Source organism: Pectobacterium punjabense, assembly GCF_012427845.1.
GTDB lineage: Bacteria > Pseudomonadota > Gammaproteobacteria > Enterobacterales > Enterobacteriaceae > Pectobacterium > Pectobacterium punjabense.
This window is the reverse complement of record NZ_CP038498.1, coordinates 3,794,620-3,813,408: the sequence shown is the minus strand read 5'-3', so window position 1 is coordinate 3,813,408 and position 18,789 is coordinate 3,794,620. Positions and strand designations below refer to the sequence as shown.

Sequence of the window (18,789 nt, the reverse complement as noted above, 5' to 3'; positions counted from 1 at the left end):
GCTGAAAGCGCCTATCCATCCCTGTTACGAGCATATTACCACAGGCATATTGTCGGATTTAACGCCCGATGCTCGTTTCTCAACCAGATTTTGTCAGTTTTGTGATGTAGCCATTTCTCGTCGTAATAAGACAATCTCTTCCGCCAAATCCCGGCATAGCATGGCGGTCATCAGATGGTCCTGCGCATGCACCATGATCAGATTGACTGGCACCTTTCCTTCTCCTTCATCCAAACCGATCAGCCGTGTTTGCACGCGGTGAGCGGCACGAGCCGCTTCTTGTGACGTCGCGAGCAGATTGTCCGCCTGTTGCCATTCTCGCTGGCGTGAGGCTTGAATGGCCATCATGGCGTTTGAGCGCGCTTCACCCGCATTAATCAGCAGTTCCATCACGGTTTGCTCCATATCGAATGCAGGAACGTTTTCTATGTCTTTCATCGTCGGTTTCCTTCTTGTGGTCAGGAAAGCAGCCCATGTTGGCTGATAATTTATGGTATGCCAAAAATCACATTTTTATCATATTGGAATTCCAATATCGTCTTGTGAGAATCATGTCACAGAAAAATAATTCATTATGGTTGATTTTTGGTATGCCAAACGCGAAAGCGCGGTACCTGCATTTACCCTGCGCGTAACGGCCATCCCGCGTGTTACACGCGATATAACGATATGATGATCAAAGAGGTGGTGTTATGTCATTTAAGGACCAACTGATTGATTCATTGGGCTCCTTTGCCAATAAATTTAATAGCCTGCGTTACATTATGGCGATTAAGGCATCCTTTATTACGCTGATGCCGGTCATTATCGTCGGCGCGTTTTCCGTTCTGATCTCCAACATGGTGATGGACCCTAAAAATGGTCTGGCCAGTTTTCCCCTATTTTCGTTCCTGGCGGAGCTTAAGCCGATCATGAGCGGCATTAACTATGCCACGCTCAGCTTTCTGACTATCGGTGCTGTCTTTCTGATTGGTATTGAGCTTGGCAAGATTAATGGTTCACGCGGGCTGTTCCCCGGCCTGCTGGCGGTGATCTGTTTTATTGCCGTTACGCCAACTACGATTGAAATGGCCGTCAACGGGCAGATGATGGTGGTGAAAGACGTGCTGGCGAAGCAGTTTTCCGATACCAAAAGCCTATTTCTGGGGATGTTTATCGCCATTCTGTCTGTCGAGATGTATACCAAGCTGCAAAATGTCGATCGGCTACAGATTAAAATGCCGGACAGTGTGCCGTCCAACGTCGCGGCCTCTTTCTCCGCGCTGTTTCCTTCCATTATCACGGTGGTCGCTATCGCCACCTTTGGGTTTGTGTTTCACCGCCTGACGGGTATGTATCTGTATGACGCCGTTTATAAAGTTGTACAGCAGCCGCTGGAATCCGTGGTGCAGAGCTTGCCCGGTTTACTGGTGCTAATGTTTGTCGCTCAGTTGTTCTGGGTGATCGGCATTCACGGCAACCAAATGATTAAGCCGATTCGTGAACCGCTTCTGCTGGGGGCGATTGCCGTCAACATGACCGCGTTCGAGCAGGGGCATGAGATCCCGAACATTATCACTATGCCGTTCTGGGATGTGTACATGAGCATCGGTGGTTCCGGTCTGACCATTGGCCTGCTGATGGCGGTGATGATTGCGTCTAAACGCAAAGAGATGAAAGAGATTGCCAAAATCTCTTTTGGCCCCAGCGTGTTCAATATCAATGAACCGGTGATTTTTGGTATGCCGATTATGCTCAACCCGATTCTGGCTATTCCCTTCATTATCACACCGTTAGTGACCGGTACGATTGGTTATTTCGCCACCAGTATGGGGTTTGCCGGTAAAGCGGTGGTGATGGTGCCGTGGACGACGCCGCCAATCATCAACGCCTGGTTGTCGACGGCGGGCTCAATGGGGGCGGTTGCGACGCAGATTGTGTGCATCATCGTTGCGATGCTGATTTATCTGCCGTTTGTCAAAGTCGCCTCTCGCCGCGCCGAGTTAGCGCAGTTGGAAGCGGAAAAGCAGGCCGCAGCGGAAAAAGCCTGAAACGGACGAGAAGAGAGGTAACGCATGAGTAAGGTTTCACTGACTATTCCACCGGATTTTATTCTGGGCGCGGCGGCATCGGCATGGCAAACGGAAGGGTGGAGCGGCAAGAAAGCCGGGCAGGATTCCTATCTGGATCTCTGGTACAAGCAAGATCGTCAGGTCTGGCATAACGGGTATGGCCCGGCGAAAGCGACGGACTTCTTTAACCGCTATCGGGAAGATGTCGCGCTGATGAAGTTGGCGGGACTGACGCACTATCGTACGTCGATCAACTGGTCACGCTTCATGCTGGATTATGAGAAAGGCATCGTTGATGAGGAGTACGCCGCCTACATCGACAATCTGCTGGATGAAATGCACCGGCAGGGGATCGAACCGATGATCTGCCTTGAACATTATGAACTGCCCGCCTGCTTGCTGGAGAAGTATCAGGGCTGGTCATCAAAGCAGGTGGTGGAATGGTTTGTGCTGTACGCCGATGCCGTTTTCGCCCGTTATGCCGGAAAAGTGAAGCGTTGGTTTACCTTCAATGAGCCAATTGTGGTGCAGACGCGCGTTTATCTGGACGCGCTACGCTACCCTTATGAGCAGAACACGCACACGTGGATGCAGTGGAATCACCACAAGAATCTGGCGACGGCAAAAGTGGTGCAGCGGTTTCGGCAGCAAGGGTATGGCCGGGACGGCGGATCGATTGGTGTGATCCTCAATCCTGAAGTCACCTATCCACGATCCCGCGCGGCACATGATGTGAAAGCGGCACACCTTTACGATCTGTTTTATAACCGCGTCTTTCTCGATCCGGCGCTGAAAGGGGAATACCCGGCGGAACTGATCGCGCTACTGGCTCAGCACCAGGTGAACTGGGATTGCACGGAAGAAGAGCTGGCGATCATTCGCGATAACACGGTCGATGAGGTAGGAATCAACCTGTATTACCCGCATCGGGTAAAAGCACCTAGCCGTGAATGGAACAAGGAGACGCCGTTCCATCCGGCTTATTACTACGAGCATTTTGAGCTGCCGGGACGTCGCATGAACACCTCCCGTGGCTGGGAGATCAATCCCAAAATCATTTACGACATGGCGAAACGCATAGCGCGCGACTACGGCAATGCGCCGTGGTTTGTGGCAGAAAACGGTATCGGTATCGAGAATGAGGCGCGCTTTAAAGACGATACGGGCGTGATTCAGGACGATTACCGCATCGCATTTATTGCTGAACACCTTTACTGGACGTTGAAGGCGAAAGAAGAAGGGGCAAACTGCCGAGGCTACATGCTGTGGGCGTTTACCGATAATGTTTCGCCAATGAACGCGTTTAAAAACCGCTACGGATTGATCGAAATCGATCTGGAACAGGATCGGCAACGAAGACCGAAAAAATCTGCCGGTTGGTTTCGTCAGCTACACGACACGCGTCGGCTTGAATTGACGCTGGATGATGAAGAGAAATAAGAGAAATAGACGCAGATAACCAAAATGAGGAATGGAATATGAAAAGAATCGTACTGGCCTGTTCGGCAGGCATGTCGACCTCACTGGTGGTCACCAAAATGGAGAAGGAAGCGGAAGCGCGGGGAATGGCATTTAAGATCTACGCGATCCCGGAACAAAATTTGCGGGATGAATTGCAGGAGTTCGGCAGCGATATTATCGCGGTTCTATTAGGGCCGCAGGTGCGCTTCAAACTTAACGAAAATAAAAAGCTAACGGATAGCTATCAGATCCCTATCGCGGTGATCGACCCTGTCGCCTACGGCACATTAAATGGTGCAAAAGTACTGGATCAGGCGCTGAGTTTGGTAGACTAATGTCCCGCCGCGACGTCAGTACGCGTGAGGATAAATTAGTGCGGACATCAGGGCCGCACTTAGGGTGGCCAGTGTATGTAGGGTGAAAGCGTGGCGAAGGATGTGGTTCTGCAAGAAAAGAAGCAATATCAGGAAATTGGCTGTGATTTGCGCCAAAAGATTCAATCAGGGGACTACCCCGTCGGATCGCGCCTGCCTCCTGAACGAAATATTGCGGAAACCTATGGCGTTAGCCGCACGATAGTGCGCGAAGCGCTGCTGATGCTTGAGCTGGAAGGCACGGTTGATATTCGTCAGGGGTCTGGGGTTTATGTCCTGCGTATTCCCGATGAAGATGACGCGGCAGACAGCGCCAAGAATCATATTGGCGCGTTTGAAATGCTACAGGCGCGTCAACTGCTGGAAAGCAACATCGCGGCGTTTGCGGCACGCATGGCAACGCGAGCGGATATCGAAAACCTGCGTAAAACGCTAGAGCAAGAGCAGGCTGCAATTGCCGGAAAAGATTACCGCGGCGATTTCGATCGCTTGTTCCACCTGCAAATTGCGGGGGCGACGCAAAACCAGATGCTGCTGGAAACGGTCAGCAATATCTGGGCGTGTCGTGACGATAACGCGCTCTGGCAGCAGCTTTACACCCATGTTGGCACGCAGGGCTATCGCCTGAAATGGCTGGCGGATCATCAAGCTATTCTGGCCGCGCTGCGGCGTCGCGATGTGTCCGGCTCTTATCAGGCGATGTGGCAACACCTTGAAAATGTCAAAAATACGCTGATGGAAATCTCTGACGCTGACGCGCCGGAGTTCGACGGCTATTTGTTTGATTCTGTACCGATTTTTCAAGGGAAACTGGTCTAGTCATGGCGGACATCGTTTATCTGGCAGATCATCCCCAGCATCAGGAGCAGGTGATCGATTGGATATGGCAGGCTTTCGGTAGCCAGAACAGCCGTGAATTCTTTGCCAGTGTGGTGCGCAATAGCCTGAATCCTGCGGCGCTGCCGCTGACGTTTATCGCGTTGGATGGCGATCGTTTAGTCGGGACGGTGGGGCTCTGGCGCTGTGATTTAATCAGCCGACAGGACCTGACGCCCTGGCTGGCGTCGTTGTATGTGGAAGAAAGTTATCGCGATAAAGGGCTGGGCGTGGCGCTGCAACGGCACGTAATAGATTTCTGCCGTCGCGCGGGATTTGATGACCTTTACCTGTACGCCACGTTTAGCGGCTATTACGAAAACCACGGCTGGCATTACATCGGCGAGGGATTGGACTACCCGGACAAAACGGTGCGGCTGTATCACCAGCCGCTGTAGGCGGTCCCTTCGTCTTAGTCATGTTTCTATGCAAATTCAGAGGCAGTTTCGTGCGCGATAATACCGTTATTTTCATGCTAGCTCGTAGCACGCGCCCGACACGGCACTGGCTTTCGCGGCGTCCATGCCGCTCACTCGGCGGCCAAGCCCACCGATGCATAATTTTTACGCCAGATAACGGCAAAACCCATTATAAGTCGTAGTGCTTCCAGCACTGTGCAGAGGAGGGCTGAAGGGAATATGACATCAGAACGATGTCCAGTCTCCCTCACTGGCAGAGACACCGCTCTTACCCGGTGCGGCTAGCGCAGGTTGCAGGGCTAACGAAGGCGCTGCCGCTGGCGTACGGGCGATCTGATGGCTGTTGCCTAAACGGAACTGGCTGACCGTCTCCGCCAACTGTGCGGCCTGCTGTTGTAGAGACTGCGTAGCGGCCGACGCTTCGTTCACCAGTGACGCATTCTGCTGGGTGGTCACTTCCATCTGGTTCACCGCGACGTTTACCTGCTCAATGCCCATCGTTTGTTCGTTGCTGGCAGAGCTGATCTCTCCGACCAGATCGCTGACCTTGCGCACGCCATTGACGATGTCCTGTATCGATGTGCCCGCTTGTACCACCAATCGGTTGCCCGCTTCCACGGTTTGAACAGAGCGATCGATCAACTCCTTAATCTCTTTAGCCGCAGAGGCACTGCGTTGTGCCAGACTGCGTACTTCACTGGCGACCACGGCGAAACCGCGGCCTTGCTCACCTGCCCGTGCGGCTTCTACGGCGGCATTCAGCGCCAGGATGTTGGTCTGGAACGCGATGCTATCGATGACGCCGATGATATCGACGATTTTCTTCGATGAAGAGTCGATCGCGCCCATCGTTTCCACCACTTCCGTCACCAGTTGCCCACCTGACTGCGCTTGCTGCGTGGTCGATTGTGCCAACTGATTGGCCTGACGCGCGTTATCGGCATTTTGCTTTACCGTCGCGCTTAATTGTTCAATGGAGGCGGCGGTTTCCTGTAGTGCACTGGCCTGTTCTTCCGTGCGGCTGGAAAGATCGATATTGCCCGCGGCAAGCTGTGAAGAAGCACCGGCGATGGATTCAGATCCTTGACGAACTTCGCCAACAATAGAGCGCAGACGCACGGTCATATCTTGCAGGGCGTGCAGCAATTGCGCGGCTTCATCACGCCCTTCAGGCTGCACGTTGTGCGTGAGATCGCCCGCCGCGACGGCTTGCGTAGCCTGTACGGCGCGCGACAGTGGCTGCACGATACTGCGGGTGAGCACCCAGGCGATCAGAACGCCGATGATGGCGCTCAGTGCGCCTGTGATAGCAAGGATGAGATCGCCACGGCTTGCGCCAGTGTTAATGTCTTGTCCCATTTTATCGATGCTGGCGCGCTGGTGGTCGCGCAGTGCTTCCACACTTGCCAGATAGCCATTGGAAGCGGGAACGAATTCATCATCGAACAGTGCTCTGGCGCGATCGAAGTTACCCGCGCCTTTCTCCGTGATAATCGCATCGCGCTTTTTGATGTAGGACTGACGATATTCGCCAACTTTGTCGAATAAGGCTTTTTCTTCTGGCGTAGAGATCAGGCTGGCAAAATCTTCCTGTCGTTTACCGCTTTCTTTACTAGCGCGGGTGTTTTCGGCTGCAAATAGCTCAACCAGCGAGTCGTCATTACTGCGTGCTACCGCCATACTGCGCTGAACCCCCGCGACAAGCGTGGCATGCCAGTCAGATGCCAGCCTTTCCTTGCGCAGCGGTTCTTGCATCATCTGTTGTGTACTGCTGGATACCTGGTTAAGTTGGTAAATACCGCTGGTCAGCATCGCCAACGAAAGCGCAATAAGAAGGCCAAAGCCACCGGCCAGTCGGGTACCTATTTTGTAGTTCTTCATTATTCGTTACACACACCTGGTTAAATTCAACGTCTGCCCCATGCAGACTCCGCGATCCTACTCCTCACTTTCTGATTGATTCTGTTGAAAAAGTGGACTAACACCCCTGTATTTGAGTGGTCATTTACCGATAAAAAATCAGGAAATGTGATCGGGCGGGAAAAAGGTGAAAAAGCGGAATCGGAGAGAAAAGGAACCTTTAGGGGTAAATAGCGGCATTTATCTGGCGAAAAGGCGCTGAGAAGGCGGTTGCCTTACATGATTCGCTAGAATTTTACAGTTGGTTGCACTTATAGAATAACTCTTTCGATTCATCGCTGGTGAAGATAAGTGGCGATCCTTAGAGTAACAAGTCCCAGAGGTATTGATTGGTGATATATCGATGTACTCTGTACATTGAAATCATTTGATTACACCAACCTACGCGGATGCGTAGGTTTTTTTTTGCCTGAATTCCCGCTTTCGCTATCCCCTACGTGATTAATGCTATGTGAATGATGTGCCGACGGCAATCTTCGCGTTAAGCCGTATATCCGTCGCTTGAAGTCTGATGAGTATGTAGTATTTTGACGTATCGCTCGGTGGTTTGTGCCTCAGCAAGCTACCCGTTTATCTGTCTATTGGGAGAAGGCATGATTTATACCCTGTTACGTTGGGTGTTCCAGCGTCTGTACCGCATCCGGATCGAGGGCGACAGCAGCCAATTCCAGCAATCCAAATTGCTCATCACCCCCAATCACGTCTCTTTTCTTGATGGTGTTCTGCTGGCGTTATTCTTACCGATAAAACCCGTCTTTGCCGTGTATTCCTCCATTTCCGATCGCTGGTTTATGCGCTGGTTGAAGCCTTATATCGATTTTGTGCCGTTAGATCCGACTAAACCTCTGGCGATCAAGGGGTTGATCAAAGTGATTGAACGCGGCCAGCCTGTTGTCGTTTTCCCGGAAGGGCGTATTAGCGTCACCGGTTCGTTGATGAAGATTTACAGCGGTGCGGCGTTTGTCGCCGCGAAATCAGGGGCAACGATCATCCCCGTGCGTATCGATGGTGCCGAGTTCACGCCGTTTGGTCGACTGGCGGGCGTATTTAAACGCCGCTGCCTCCCGCAGATTACGATCACCTATTTGCCGCCGACCACGTTGCCGATGCCGGAAGCCAGCAGTGCCAGAGAACGCCGTGCGCTGGCCGGTGAACGCTTGCACCAGATTATGATGAAGGCGCGAATGGAAACGCGTCCGCAACATACGCTGTATCAGGCCTTTCTGGCGGCGAGAACCCGCTACGGGCGGCATTCCGCCAGTATTGCGGATATCTCATTCAATGAAGACAGCTATCAAGGTTTATTGAAAAAATCGCTGGGTGTCTCGCGCATTTTACAGCGCTTCACCCGCGCCGATGAGCATGTCGGTATGCTGTTGCCGAATGCGACCATCACTGCGGCATCCATTCTGGGTGCATCGCTGCGTAACCGCATTCCCGCCATGCTGAACTACACGGCGGGCGCGAAAGGGCTACAAAGTGCGATGAAAGCGGCAGGGATCAAAACGATCGTCACGTCTCGCCAGTTTCTTGAAAAAGGCAAGTTGACGGATCTGCCGAAGCAGGTCAGCGAGGCCAACTGGGTTTATCTGGAAGATTTGAAAGATACCGTGACGCTGGTCGATAAGCTGTGGATCTTGTTTCATCTGCTGTTTCCTGCCCGCGCGATGCTGCCGCAGAAACCTGATGATGCAGCCATCGTGCTGTTTACTTCGGGCTCCGAGGGGAATCCGAAAGGTGTGGTGCATTCCCACGACAGCCTGTTGGCAAACGTCGAACAGATTCGCACCGTAGCGGATTTCACGCCGCGCGACCGCTTTATGTCCGCGCTGCCGCTGTTCCATGCGTTTGGCCTGACGGTGGGTCTGTTAACACCGTTGATGACGGGCGCACGCGTGTTTCTTTACCCCAGTCCGCTGCACTATCGCATCGTGCCGGAGCTGGTTTACGACCAGAACTGTACCGTGCTGTTTGGTACGTCTACGTTTTTAGGCAACTATGCACGCTTCGCCCATCCGTATGATTTTGCTCGTTTGCGCTATGTCGTGGCTGGCGCGGAGAAGCTGTCGGAAACGACGCGTCAGGTCTGGCAGGACAAATTTGGTATCCGCATCCTGGAAGGGTATGGCGTGACCGAATGTGCGCCAGTGGTGGCAATCAACGTGCCGATGGCGACCAAGATCCATTCTGTCGGCCTGCTGTTACCGGAAATTGAATCGCGTTTGATTACGGTGCCGGGCATCACGCGCGGTGGTCGTCTGCAACTGCGTGGGCCGAATATCATGAAAGGGTATCTGCGGGTGGAAAACCCCGGCGTACTCGAAGCGCCTGCGGCAGAAAATGCGGAAGGCGAATTGCAGCAGGGTTGGTATGACACTGGCGATATTGTGGAACTGGACGAAAGAGGATTCTGCACCATCATCGGCCGTGTGAAGCGGTTTGCCAAGCTGGCAGGGGAGATGGTCTCGCTCGAAAGCGTGGAACAACTGGCGGTGAAGGTGTCGCCGGAGGCGCAGCATGCTGCGAGTGCGAAAAGCGACAGCAGCAAAGGTGAGGCGCTGGTGCTGTTTACCACAGACAGCCAAATAACTCGTGATGTGCTGCTTGCACAAGCCCGCCGCAGCGGTGTACCAGAACTGGCAGTACCGCGCGATATTCGCTATGTGAAAGCCTTACCGCTACTTGGCAGCGGCAAGCCTGACTTTGTCACGCTGCGTCACATGGCCGAAGAACCAGCAACTAACGCGTCGGAGCCGAATGCATGAGTCAACAGACTGAACCCGCGACGCCTTTGCTGTCGCGCAGTATGAGCGCGGTGATTATCGCGCAGTTCTTCTCCGCGTTTGGTGATAACGCGTTGCTGTTTGCTACGTTAGCGCTGATCAAACAGCTGGTGTATCCCGACTGGAGCCAGCCATTTTTGCAGATGGGGTTTGTGGCGGCATACATCGTTTTAGCGCCGTTTGTTGGGCAAATAGCGGATAGCTTTGCCAAAGGTCGGGTGATGATGTTCGCCAATACCCTGAAACTGGCGGGCGCGCTGCTCATTTGCGTAGGCGGTAATCCGTTTCTGGGATACACGCTGGTGGGCATTGGTGCCGCCGCGTATTCCCCCGCGAAATACGGCATTCTGGGTGAGATCACACGTGGCGATCAGTTGGTAAAAGCCAACGGTTTGATGGAAGCCTCGACCATTGCAGCGATCCTGACTGGCTCTGTCGCAGGGGGCGTGCTGGCAGACTGGAATATTTACGGGGCGCTGTCAGTTTGCGCGGTGGCTTACGGCGTAGCGCTGGGGGCGAATATGCTGATCCCACATCTCAACGCCGCGCGTCCAGGGCAGCCGTGGCATCCGGTACAGATGGCGGGCAGCTTCTTTTCTGCCTGTCGGGTGCTGTGGCGTGATGGCGATGCCCGGCTTTCGTTGATCGGCACCAGCATGTTCTGGGGCGCGGGTGTAACGCTGCGCTTTCTGCTGGTTCTGTGGGTGCCACATGCGCTTGGGATTACCGATAACGCGACGCCGACGCTGCTTAATGCAATGGTTGCCGTTGGGATCGTGCTGGGAGCGGGTGGCGCAGCCAAACTGGTGACGCTTGATAACGTACGGCGCTGCTTGCCTGCGGGGTTCTTGATCGGCGTGGTGGTGGTGATTTTCACGCTTCAGCATAATCTTATGAGTGCTTATTCTCTGCTGATTCTGCTAGGGGCGCTCGGTGGGTTCTTTATTGTCCCGCTCAATGCACTGTTGCAGGAACGTGGGAAGGCCAGCGTCGGCGCGGGTAATGCAATCGCCGTACAGAATCTGGGCGAAAACGGCGCTATGCTGCTAATGCTGGGGCTCTATTCTCTGGTGGTGAAACTGGGCGTCTCGGTTATCGCGATCGGGATAGGCTTTGGCGTTTTGTTTGCGTTGTCGATTGCGCTGCTGTGGGTATGGCTGATTCTGGCTAAGCGTCGTGCGCGTTCTGCCAGTGCAGAATAGGAAGGGTGAAAATGAGTCTGATATGGCATGACTGGAATGTGACAGACCTTAATGTGTATGCACTGCATGACATACTGGCGTTGCGCAGTCAGGTATTTGTAGTGGAGCAAACCTGCCCCTATCTGGATATTGATGGTCGCGATCTGGTGGAAGGCAATCGCCATATTGCGGCATACCGCGACGGTAAGCTGGCCGCCTATGCCCGGCTGCTCGCGCCGCATCCGAACAATGATGTGGTAACGATTGGGCGGGTGATTGTCGCGCCGCACGCCCGCGGACAACATCTGGGGCATCAGCTCATGGAACACGCGCTGATTGCCTGCGCACGTCACTGGCCGCAAAAGCATCTTTTCCTGTCTGCGCAGGCCCATCTGCAAACGTTCTACGGCGCGTTTGGCTTTGTGCCGACCGGTGAGGTATACGACGAAGACGGCATTCCGCACATTGATATGCTGTCGGCGTTCTGAGGGATATTATTCGGTCGTGAAAGGGATTGGGGCGCAGCGTAAAGAAAAAACCGGCATAGTGATTGCCGGTTTTTTTATCTGGCGGTGAATTAGCTGGCTGCGTGGGAAATTTTACTCCCTAGTTTCTGCACATCTTCGCCAAAGCCGCGCGTGGTATTGCAGCCGCTCAATGTTGCTGTGACCAGCAGCGCTACTACGATTGTTGTTATACGTTTCATCATCGTTACCCGCAGGTGGTTGATAAACAGAGCGTGATAGGTTTCTACTGTGTCATAACCGCAGGTAAAAATTCAATCCGTGTATGGCCTGAACTGGCTGATATTGTTTGAGATTATGTTGCTGCCTATGCGTAGTAGCTCAGGTCTGAATTGGCTCTGTTGCTGCACAGAGCTAAACCTAATCTGGCAGGTCGCTTTGTGGTAGTGGTGGAAATACATTGTATATGTACTTAAGATTTTACTTGCGGAAGTTTGTAAACGCCGACGTTCCAGTACTCTCTTCCCTGGCGACAGCCTTCTATACAACCCAACGATATGAGTTCTCTTGCAATAAGCCGATTCATAACGCCGTGTCCCATCAGCAACACGGGACGATTTGATTTTTTAGCATGATTTACCAGTAATTCTGCGGCCTTGAAAGCACGTTTTTTTGCCATTCCTAAGCTCTCAGCCCTATTTGACATGCCACAGAGCCACATGACACGAAAAAAAACTGTCCAGTATGTGGGGGGTAACTTAATGCCATGTATCCTGATTAAAGGTAGGTCAGCTTCCCTGAACACGTCGTCAATGATGTCTGGTTCACATCCGAGCGCACTTAAAGAAGAAAGTGCTCTTGGCAGAGGGCTACTGATTATCAGCGATGCTTTGGATACCATTGATTTGCTTGATTCTGGAGGCATATCGCTGCCCGTATCCGAAAGATTGTATTGTGCAACCCATTCAGACATTTCATCGCAAGTCACTTTCGGATTGCCAGTGTAAGTGGGCTTTCCATGACGCATCAAAATAATTTCCATATATTGCTTCTTGTTTATTGTTTATCGGTCTCGCAGATTAATGCGTTGAAGCGATGATGTTATACCACCATTTTTTGAATTGACCATACAGGTTGCGAGAGTCCAGAGGATGCCGGACAAAATCGGCTGAAAGTACCACAATATTTTTAAATAGCTCATAGCAGACCTGATAGGCCCTTGGTTTTGGCCGCTACGTATTAGAAACCGAATCTCATGACATAGAGCGCTTACTTATATACGATGAAAACAACCAATATATATCCGTCATACTTCAAGTTGCATGTGCGTTGGCTGCGTTCACATACTCTGCCCGTCGTGGGCCTCGCCCTGAAGGGCCGCTGCAAGCAGCGTTCAAATCTGCACCTACCCGAATCACTTACCTGAGTAAACTCATTGGGATGGAATGAGAGACATCCTGTCTCTCACCGAAGGCCAGCCATTGGCTGGTCAAATTCGTTCCCGACGAATTTGTCCTTCTCTTGCCGCCTGCCTTGTAGTGGTTTAATGAATTTGGCCACCTGATAAGAGGTGATATTCTTCATCTCATAACAACACAGGTGACACAATGAGAAGACGTTTCAGCCCCGAATTTAAGCGTGAATCTGCTCAGTTGGTTCTCGACCAAAATTACACTGTTATTGACGCCGCCAATGCCATGAATGTTGGCCTGTCGACTATGACGCGCTGGGTCAGACAGTTACGAGAAGAACGGCAAGGTAAATCACCAAAAGCGTCACCCATTACACCTGAACAGATTGAGATACGTGAGTTAAAGAAAAAACTACAACGTATTGAAATGGAAAACGAAATATTAAAAAAGGCTACCGCGCTCTTGATGTCAGACTCCCTGAACAATTCTCGTTAATCGGGAAACTCAAGACGCGTTATCCCGTGGCAACACTTTGTCATGTGTTCGGGGTTCATCGCAGCAGTTACAAATACTGGAAAGCACGACCAATCGAACCGGATGCCCACCGGATACATTGTCGCAGTCTGGTTCAGGAACTGCACTGCGCCAGCCATGGCTCCGCAGGAGCAAGAAGTATCGCAACCATGGCTACACTTAAGGGCTTCCGAATGGGACGCTGGCTGGCTCGTCAGTTGATGAAAGAGTTGGGACTTGTCAGTTGCCAGCAACCCGCGCACAGGTATAAGCGAGGAGGTCAGGAGCATGTTGCCGTCCCAAATTATCTTGATCGTCAGTTCGCAGTGACAGAACCCAATCAGGTATGGTGCGGCGATGTGACCTATATCTGGACAGGCAAGCGTTGGGCTTACCTTGCTGTTGTTCTCGATCTGTTTGCCAGAAAGCCGGTGGGTTGGGCAATGTCATTCTCACCCGACAGTAAGCTCACGTCTAAGGCACTCGATATGGCTTGGGAAACCCGAGACAAACCTGCGGGTGTCATGTTCCATAGTGATCAGGGTAGTCATTATACAAGCAGGCAGTTCCGGCAGTTGCTGTGGCGCTATCGGATCAAACAGAGCATGAGCCGACGCGGGAACTGCTGGGATAACAGTCCGATGGAACGGTTCTTTAGAAGCCTGAAAAATGAGTGGATACCCGTAATGGGCTATATGAACTTCAGCGAAGCCGCTCACGCTATCACGGACTACATCGTGGGATATTACAGCTCACTCAGGCCGCATGACTATAACGGTGGGTTGCCCCCAAACGAATCGGAAAACCGATACTGGAAAAACTCTAACACGGTGGCCAGTTTTTGTTGACCACTACACCTGAAACTCGAATTATTTAGGGTATAGATATAGTCACTTGGTTTATAAACAGGTTTACCGACAACAAGAATCAATAACTTAGGAGTAATTACGTGGCATTCGAGATTAGAAAAGAAGATAAAATTATTGGTGTTTCTGAATTAGAGTTTGGCGATCCCCCTATGGGCATAGTTCATGGAGCTTTTATACCTACTCAGTTTTATTCACCAAATGCTGATAAAACGGGATGTAAACTATTCATTAAAGGGATAGATGAAGAAATAGCTAATGGTTTCATCGCTATCGAAGATTATTCAGAAGAACTGGATGAAACATTTATTGAGGTGACAATTTTAATAAATTCCGCTGATGATTATAGAAAATACTTTAAAAATCATTTGGATGTATATGAAAACCAATTTGGTAATCAGCGAGCAGTATGAGTATCCATCAAGTGTCTAGCTATTGATTAATGCAGAAGCTGGCTTGTGATAAAAAGAGAAATGTGTATTAAATCCAGCTTTCGCACCTCGCTCATACCAGACCTTCAATCCGACTCGAACGACGGCTTTGTGCCAGAAGTGGAAGTTAGTGCATTAGGTCAATAAAATATTTTCTTATAAATAGTAATTAGTTAGTCAAAGGTTTTTAAAACAGGGTTGAAATTCAGTGATAGATTCATCAGACCAAAGATAAATTGGAGATGATCAATGTTCTACATTTCAGAAGTTAATAAAGATGATGCTGAGTTGGGCTGTCTGGTGGGTGAGCTTGATGCTTTTCAACGTGAGCTTTATCCAGTCGAAAGTGATCATTGTCTGGATTTTTCCACTGTCAGTGATGAGAAACTGCGCTGTGTCATTGCAAGAGATGAGCATGGAATTCCAACAGGTTGCGGCGCTTTGCTCTTTCAGGAAGGTGGCTTTGGTGAGGTGAAGCGGGTCTACATTCGCCCAGAGTTTAGGGGCCGTAAACTAGGATAGAGGTCGTTGCATCTCTTGAAAATCTTGCGCTAAGTAATGCTTGCTACCAATTACGCCTGGAAACAGGTATTCATCAGCAAGTAGCTATAGCTCTATATCGCCGATGCGGATATGTTGTTTGTGAGGCTTTTCCCCCTGACATCGCAGATCCACTAAGTGTTTTCATGTGCAAGAATATACAACCAATTCATAAAGCAAAGTAGGCACTCTAGTTACCAGCCTTAATAGCGAGTCGCTATGTCCGCTGTCGCTCATTACAGCCAGTCAGATGTGATTGTGTTCTGTCCGCGAAAAACGGTCAGTTAAAGTCTGAGCTAATGCAGCTCATGGCCGCTGGAGGTGCCGCACAATGTCCTGCGACGAATGAAGTATTCTGACAATAATGACGCTATCTGTTTCGTACAGAAAAAATAGCGTATGTCTGACGACGGGAAATGAGTACGAGCCCTGCTCAAGCAACTTACGTTCAAGGCCTATCTTGTTGCGTCTGCTTGATATAAAAGGGAAGCAACTGGAAATTAAGGCTGTGAACGTTGCAAAAAGGGTTTTGTTAAATCTCGTGCAATTCGCGCACAAGACGACCTTTCAATTTTCTGCGTAGCAAGGTAGAAGAAGAATGTTTTTTACCATCAGTAAGGCTGGCTTTAAGGCCATGCAGATGTGCCTCAGCGTTGATAGAGTGAGTTTGCAACTCTGCAGAAACTAACGCTTGTAACACTTTCTTCTCACCATTGATAAGAGGGAGAAGCATGTAGCGTTCGCGATTATTATAATACGACATAGCAGGCTCTCCCCTCTGTAACTGTTTTGTACGCATGTAAATCTTCAGGTATCAGTGGTCGCGGAGTTTTTTTTGGCAACCCTGTACGTTCATTATAGCGCGGTTCATTTTTTAACCCAAGCATATAGTCATACGTCTCTTCCAGGGGAGTGCGGCGACCGACATCAACCACTCCACCTGATGCGGCCTGGAAAACGAAACCACCAATGTTAAATTTCTCAAAGTGTGCGATTAACGCCAACGAGACCGTTTGCAAAACGACAGCACTCCCTAATCCCTCAAAACTGACGTGACGAAAATCGGCCAAATCATTGCCGTCGAAGACGTCAAAATAAACTTCTGCCATTCCGTTAACCGGGAATGGAACACCAGTCGGCATTTTGTACCCAATTCGAGCAAAAGTCGGTTCGTTAGCCAAGCTACCAACGATGACCGTATATACTTCGTTACCAGCAACAAAAACGTAGCTGTGGTGAACACGACGATCATAGACGAACCTCTTTCGCCTCATGCCATAATCACTGAGAAAAACCTCTTCTTCTATACGCACTTATCGTCCTTTGAGAAGTATTTTAAGTTATGGGTACTCTTTGTTCTGTACTTATCAGATTGTGTCAAATCACTCCTGAAAGACCGTCAGGTCTGACTCCGCCTGTTTTTCCCGTAGTATTCTCAGCGCTTCCCGAATGACTTCACTTTGCGTGCGGTAATCGCCTGATTCCACGTAATGGTGAAGTTCATCGCCAAGGTCAATTGTCATGGTTCTGACCATCATGCCTCCGGTTCTCAGATGTAAGATTTGTTCTTATCAGAAGCCTGTAGCGTACTTAACGATGACATCGTCTTCTAGTACAAGGAAAAAGGATTTCCGCACCGCGTACAAGCGGTGCTTGATGGGAAAGGGAGGCGGTTCGCAACAAACGTTGTAAAAGTTGCAAAAAGAGAACCAGAAGGGGAAAGTGTGAGCAGATTTACCAGAGAAAACGTGCCCACTTGATTGTTGCTATTCTTCCGCCAGAAACAGCTCCAGCAGGGAGTTCAGAAACAGTTTACCGTGTTCGGTGATTTGCCAGTGCGTGGCGGTTTCCGTCAGGTAACCTTGCGTCAGCGCCTGATCCAACTGTGAGCGGATGCTGTGCTCTTCCAGACCGGTATAGGCCGTGAAATCCGCACGCGGGGCGGCTTCCAGTAGGCGAAAACGGTTCATGAAGAACTCAAAAGGCCGATCGTCGTTGGCGACATCGTGCTGCTTATCCAGATACGTACCCTGCATATAGCCACGCGGATGGCGAACTTTTACCGTGCGCAGAATGCGACCATCGCTGAAGGTCAGCTTGCCGTGCGCCCCGCAGCCAATTCCCAAATAATCACCGAAACGCCAGTAGTTCAGGTTGTGCTGGCACTGGTAGCCCGGCTTGGCATACGCGGAGGTTTCATACTGCTGGTAACCGGCCGCGCTCAGCAGTGCGTGACCTTGCTCGTAGATGTCCCACAGCGCATCGTCGTCCGGCAGCGTTGGCGGGCGTGAGCTAAACAGCGTATTAGGTTCGATGGTCAACTGATACCACGATAAATGCGGCGGATTGAGCACAATGGCCTGACGCAGGTCGTCCAGCGCTTCGTCCAGCGACTGATCCGGCAGGCCGTGCATCAGATCCAGATTAAAGCTACGCAATTTCAGCCCCGTCGCCAGCTGTGCGGCGCGCTTGGCCTCGTCCGGGCCGTGAATACGCCCAAGACGCGTCAGCTTTTGCGGATCGAAGCTCTGCACACCGATGGAGATACGGTTAATCCCCGCACGCTGATAACCGCTGAAGCGGTCGGCTTCAACCGTACCGGGATTGGCTTCCATCGTAATTTCGGCATCCGGCGTTAGCGGAATACGCGCGCGAACGCCGTCGAGCAACGCCTGCATCGCTTCTGCGCTCAGCAGGCTAGGCGTGCCACCACCGATAAAAATCGAGTGCAGTGCACGGCCACCCGTCAGCGGCAAATCGGCATCCAGATCCGCCAGCAGATGATCGACATATTCCTGATGCGGCACATCGCCTTTTAGTGCATGCGAGTTGAAGTCGCAATACGGGCATTTCTGTACGCACCACGGAATATGAATGTACAGGCTGAGCGGGGGAAGCTTAAGCATTGCGTAGCGTATCCAACAGCAGGCGCAGCGCCTGACCACGATGGGACTGTGCGTTCTTCTCTTCACGCGTTAATTCTGCTGCTGTTTTACCCAGCTCAGGGACGAAGAAGATCGGGTCATAGCCAAAGCCACCGCTGCCCACGGCTTCATGCGTCAGCACACCCTGCCAACTGCCGTGGCAGACAATCGGTGTCGGGTCTTCCGCGTGGCGCAGATACACCAGCACGCAGTGAAAGCTGGCGCGCCGCTCTTCATCCGGTACGTCTTTTAAGGTCAGTAGCAGCTTATCCAGATTTTGCTGGTCGCTGGCTTCTGCACCCGCGTAGCGCGCCGAGTAAATGCCCGGTGCGCCGCCCAATGCATCGACAGCCAGCCCGGAATCATCGGCAATGGCCGGTAACCCTGTAATTTGCGCCGCATGACGTGCTTTCAGGATGGCGTTTTCGATGAAGGTCAGGCCGGTTTCTTCGGCAGAATCCACGCCGAGTTCAGTTTGAGCCACAATATCCAGACCGAAATCGGCCAGCAAGCTGGCGAGCTCGCGCACTTTACCGGGGTTTCCGGTAGCCAAAACCACTTTTTGCATCGTCTT

The 18,789-nt window shown here is 51.4% G+C and carries 19 protein-coding genes and 1 pseudogene; 11 read left to right on the top strand and 9 right to left on the bottom strand.

Features of this window, described 5'->3' with window-relative positions; translation table 11 throughout:
• Window positions 1-93 precede the first annotated feature (93 nt).
• Window positions 94-438, bottom strand: coding sequence for a PTS lactose/cellobiose transporter subunit IIA (locus E2566_RS17320; RefSeq protein WP_107168101.1), 345 nt, complete (start codon window positions 436-438; stop codon window positions 94-96).
• A 254-nt stretch (window positions 439-692) separates the two neighbouring features.
• Here E2566_RS17320 and E2566_RS17315 point away from each other — a divergent pair, with 254 nt between their 5' ends.
• From E2566_RS17315 to E2566_RS17295, 5 genes are all read left to right on the top strand, one after another.
• Window positions 693-2,030 (top strand): PTS sugar transporter subunit IIC, encoded by a 1,338-nt coding sequence (locus E2566_RS17315; protein WP_107168102.1) that lies wholly within the window; start codon window positions 693-695, stop codon window positions 2,028-2,030.
• A gap of 24 nt (window positions 2,031-2,054) precedes the next feature.
• Window positions 2,055-3,491 (top strand): glycoside hydrolase family 1 protein, encoded by a 1,437-nt coding sequence (locus E2566_RS17310; RefSeq protein ID WP_107168103.1) that lies wholly within the window; start codon window positions 2,055-2,057, stop codon window positions 3,489-3,491.
• Between the two features lie 38 nt (window positions 3,492-3,529).
• Window positions 3,530-3,847 (top strand): PTS sugar transporter subunit IIB, encoded by a 318-nt coding sequence (locus tag E2566_RS17305; protein WP_048262149.1) that lies wholly within the window; start codon window positions 3,530-3,532, stop codon window positions 3,845-3,847.
• A 90-nt stretch (window positions 3,848-3,937) separates the two neighbouring features.
• The gene (locus E2566_RS17300; RefSeq protein ID WP_103160671.1) at window positions 3,938-4,705 is read left to right on the top strand and encodes an FCD domain-containing protein; all 768 of its coding nucleotides are present in this window, start codon (window positions 3,938-3,940) and stop codon (window positions 4,703-4,705) included.
• A gap of 2 nt (window positions 4,706-4,707) precedes the next feature.
• Window positions 4,708-5,160: a GNAT family N-acetyltransferase gene (locus E2566_RS17295; RefSeq protein ID WP_107168104.1), complete on the top strand. Its 453-nt coding sequence runs from the start codon at window positions 4,708-4,710 to the stop codon at window positions 5,158-5,160.
• 246 nt (window positions 5,161-5,406) lie between these two features.
• Here E2566_RS17295 and E2566_RS17290 read toward each other — a convergent pair whose 3' ends face one another.
• Window positions 5,407-7,062 carry a methyl-accepting chemotaxis protein gene (locus E2566_RS17290; RefSeq protein WP_075278326.1) on the bottom strand — a complete coding sequence of 552 codons (1,656 nt, stop codon included), beginning with the start codon at window positions 7,060-7,062 and terminating at the stop codon, window positions 5,407-5,409.
• Between the two features lie 632 nt (window positions 7,063-7,694).
• Between E2566_RS17290 and aas the strand changes: the two genes are divergently transcribed.
• From aas to E2566_RS17275, 3 genes are read left to right on the top strand one after another with little or no spacing between them, the layout of a single operon-like run.
• Complete coding sequence (aas, locus tag E2566_RS17285; protein WP_107168105.1) at window positions 7,695-9,866, top strand: bifunctional acyl-ACP--phospholipid O-acyltransferase/long-chain-fatty-acid--ACP ligase; 2,172 nt, start codon at window positions 7,695-7,697, stop codon at window positions 9,864-9,866.
• A complete protein-coding gene (gene lplT, locus E2566_RS17280; protein ID WP_107168106.1) occupies window positions 9,863-11,086 on the top strand; it encodes a lysophospholipid transporter LplT in 1,224 nt (407 codons plus the stop codon). Before aas ends, lplT begins: the two co-directional genes overlap by 4 nt.
• Before the next feature lie 11 nt (window positions 11,087-11,097).
• Window positions 11,098-11,553, top strand: a complete 456-nt coding sequence (locus tag E2566_RS17275; protein ID WP_107168107.1) for a GNAT family N-acetyltransferase — start codon at window positions 11,098-11,100, stop codon at window positions 11,551-11,553.
• Window positions 11,554-11,642: 89 nt separating this feature from the next.
• Here E2566_RS17275 and E2566_RS17270 read toward each other — a convergent pair whose 3' ends face one another.
• Complete coding sequence (locus tag E2566_RS17270) at window positions 11,643-11,771, bottom strand: entericidin A/B family lipoprotein (RefSeq protein WP_025919328.1); 129 nt, start codon at window positions 11,769-11,771, stop codon at window positions 11,643-11,645.
• Window positions 11,772-12,001: 230 nt separating this feature from the next.
• Window positions 12,002-12,571, bottom strand: a complete 570-nt coding sequence (locus E2566_RS17265) for a histidine phosphatase family protein (protein ID WP_107168108.1) — start codon at window positions 12,569-12,571, stop codon at window positions 12,002-12,004.
• 565 nt (window positions 12,572-13,136) lie between these two features.
• On the opposite strand from E2566_RS17265, the gene E2566_RS17260 reads away from it, so the two are divergent.
• The 3 genes from E2566_RS17260 (at window position 13,137) to E2566_RS21995 (ending at window position 15,273) form a co-directional block, all read left to right on the top strand.
• A protein-coding gene (locus E2566_RS17260) for an IS3 family transposase (protein ID WP_107171070.1) occupies window positions 13,137-14,302 on the top strand; the annotation gives its coding sequence in 2 pieces (ribosomal slippage) (window positions 13,137-13,383 and window positions 13,383-14,302; 1,167 coding nt in all).
• A gap of 101 nt (window positions 14,303-14,403) precedes the next feature.
• Window positions 14,404-14,733, top strand: coding sequence for a hypothetical protein (locus E2566_RS17255; protein WP_107169986.1), 330 nt, complete (start codon window positions 14,404-14,406; stop codon window positions 14,731-14,733).
• 267 nt (window positions 14,734-15,000) lie between these two features.
• Window positions 15,001-15,273 (top strand): GNAT family N-acetyltransferase, encoded by a 273-nt coding sequence (locus E2566_RS21995; protein WP_338090073.1) that lies wholly within the window; start codon window positions 15,001-15,003, stop codon window positions 15,271-15,273.
• A gap of 550 nt (window positions 15,274-15,823) precedes the next feature.
• Here E2566_RS21995 and E2566_RS17240 read toward each other — a convergent pair.
• The 5 genes and pseudogenes from E2566_RS17240 to E2566_RS17220 form a co-directional block, all read right to left on the bottom strand.
• Window positions 15,824-16,054, bottom strand: a complete 231-nt coding sequence (locus tag E2566_RS17240) for a hypothetical protein (protein ID WP_133169871.1) — start codon at window positions 16,052-16,054, stop codon at window positions 15,824-15,826.
• Window positions 16,041-16,604, bottom strand: coding sequence for a hypothetical protein (locus E2566_RS17235; RefSeq protein ID WP_107169988.1), 564 nt, complete (start codon window positions 16,602-16,604; stop codon window positions 16,041-16,043). Before E2566_RS17235 ends, E2566_RS17240 begins: the two co-directional genes overlap by 14 nt.
• A 72-nt stretch (window positions 16,605-16,676) precedes the next feature.
• A pseudogene (locus tag E2566_RS17230) lies at window positions 16,677-16,826 on the bottom strand (ribbon-helix-helix domain-containing protein); the annotation flags it as partial.
• Window positions 16,827-17,057: 231 nt separating this feature from the next.
• Entirely contained in the window at window positions 17,058-18,197 is a 1,140-nt protein-coding gene (gene hemW / locus E2566_RS17225; protein ID WP_107169990.1) for a radical SAM family heme chaperone HemW, read from the bottom strand.
• Window positions 18,190-18,783, bottom strand: coding sequence for an XTP/dITP diphosphatase (locus E2566_RS17220; RefSeq protein ID WP_107169991.1), 594 nt, complete (start codon window positions 18,781-18,783; stop codon window positions 18,190-18,192). Before E2566_RS17220 ends, hemW begins: the two co-directional genes overlap by 8 nt.
• Between the last annotated feature and the right edge of the window lie 6 nt (window positions 18,784-18,789).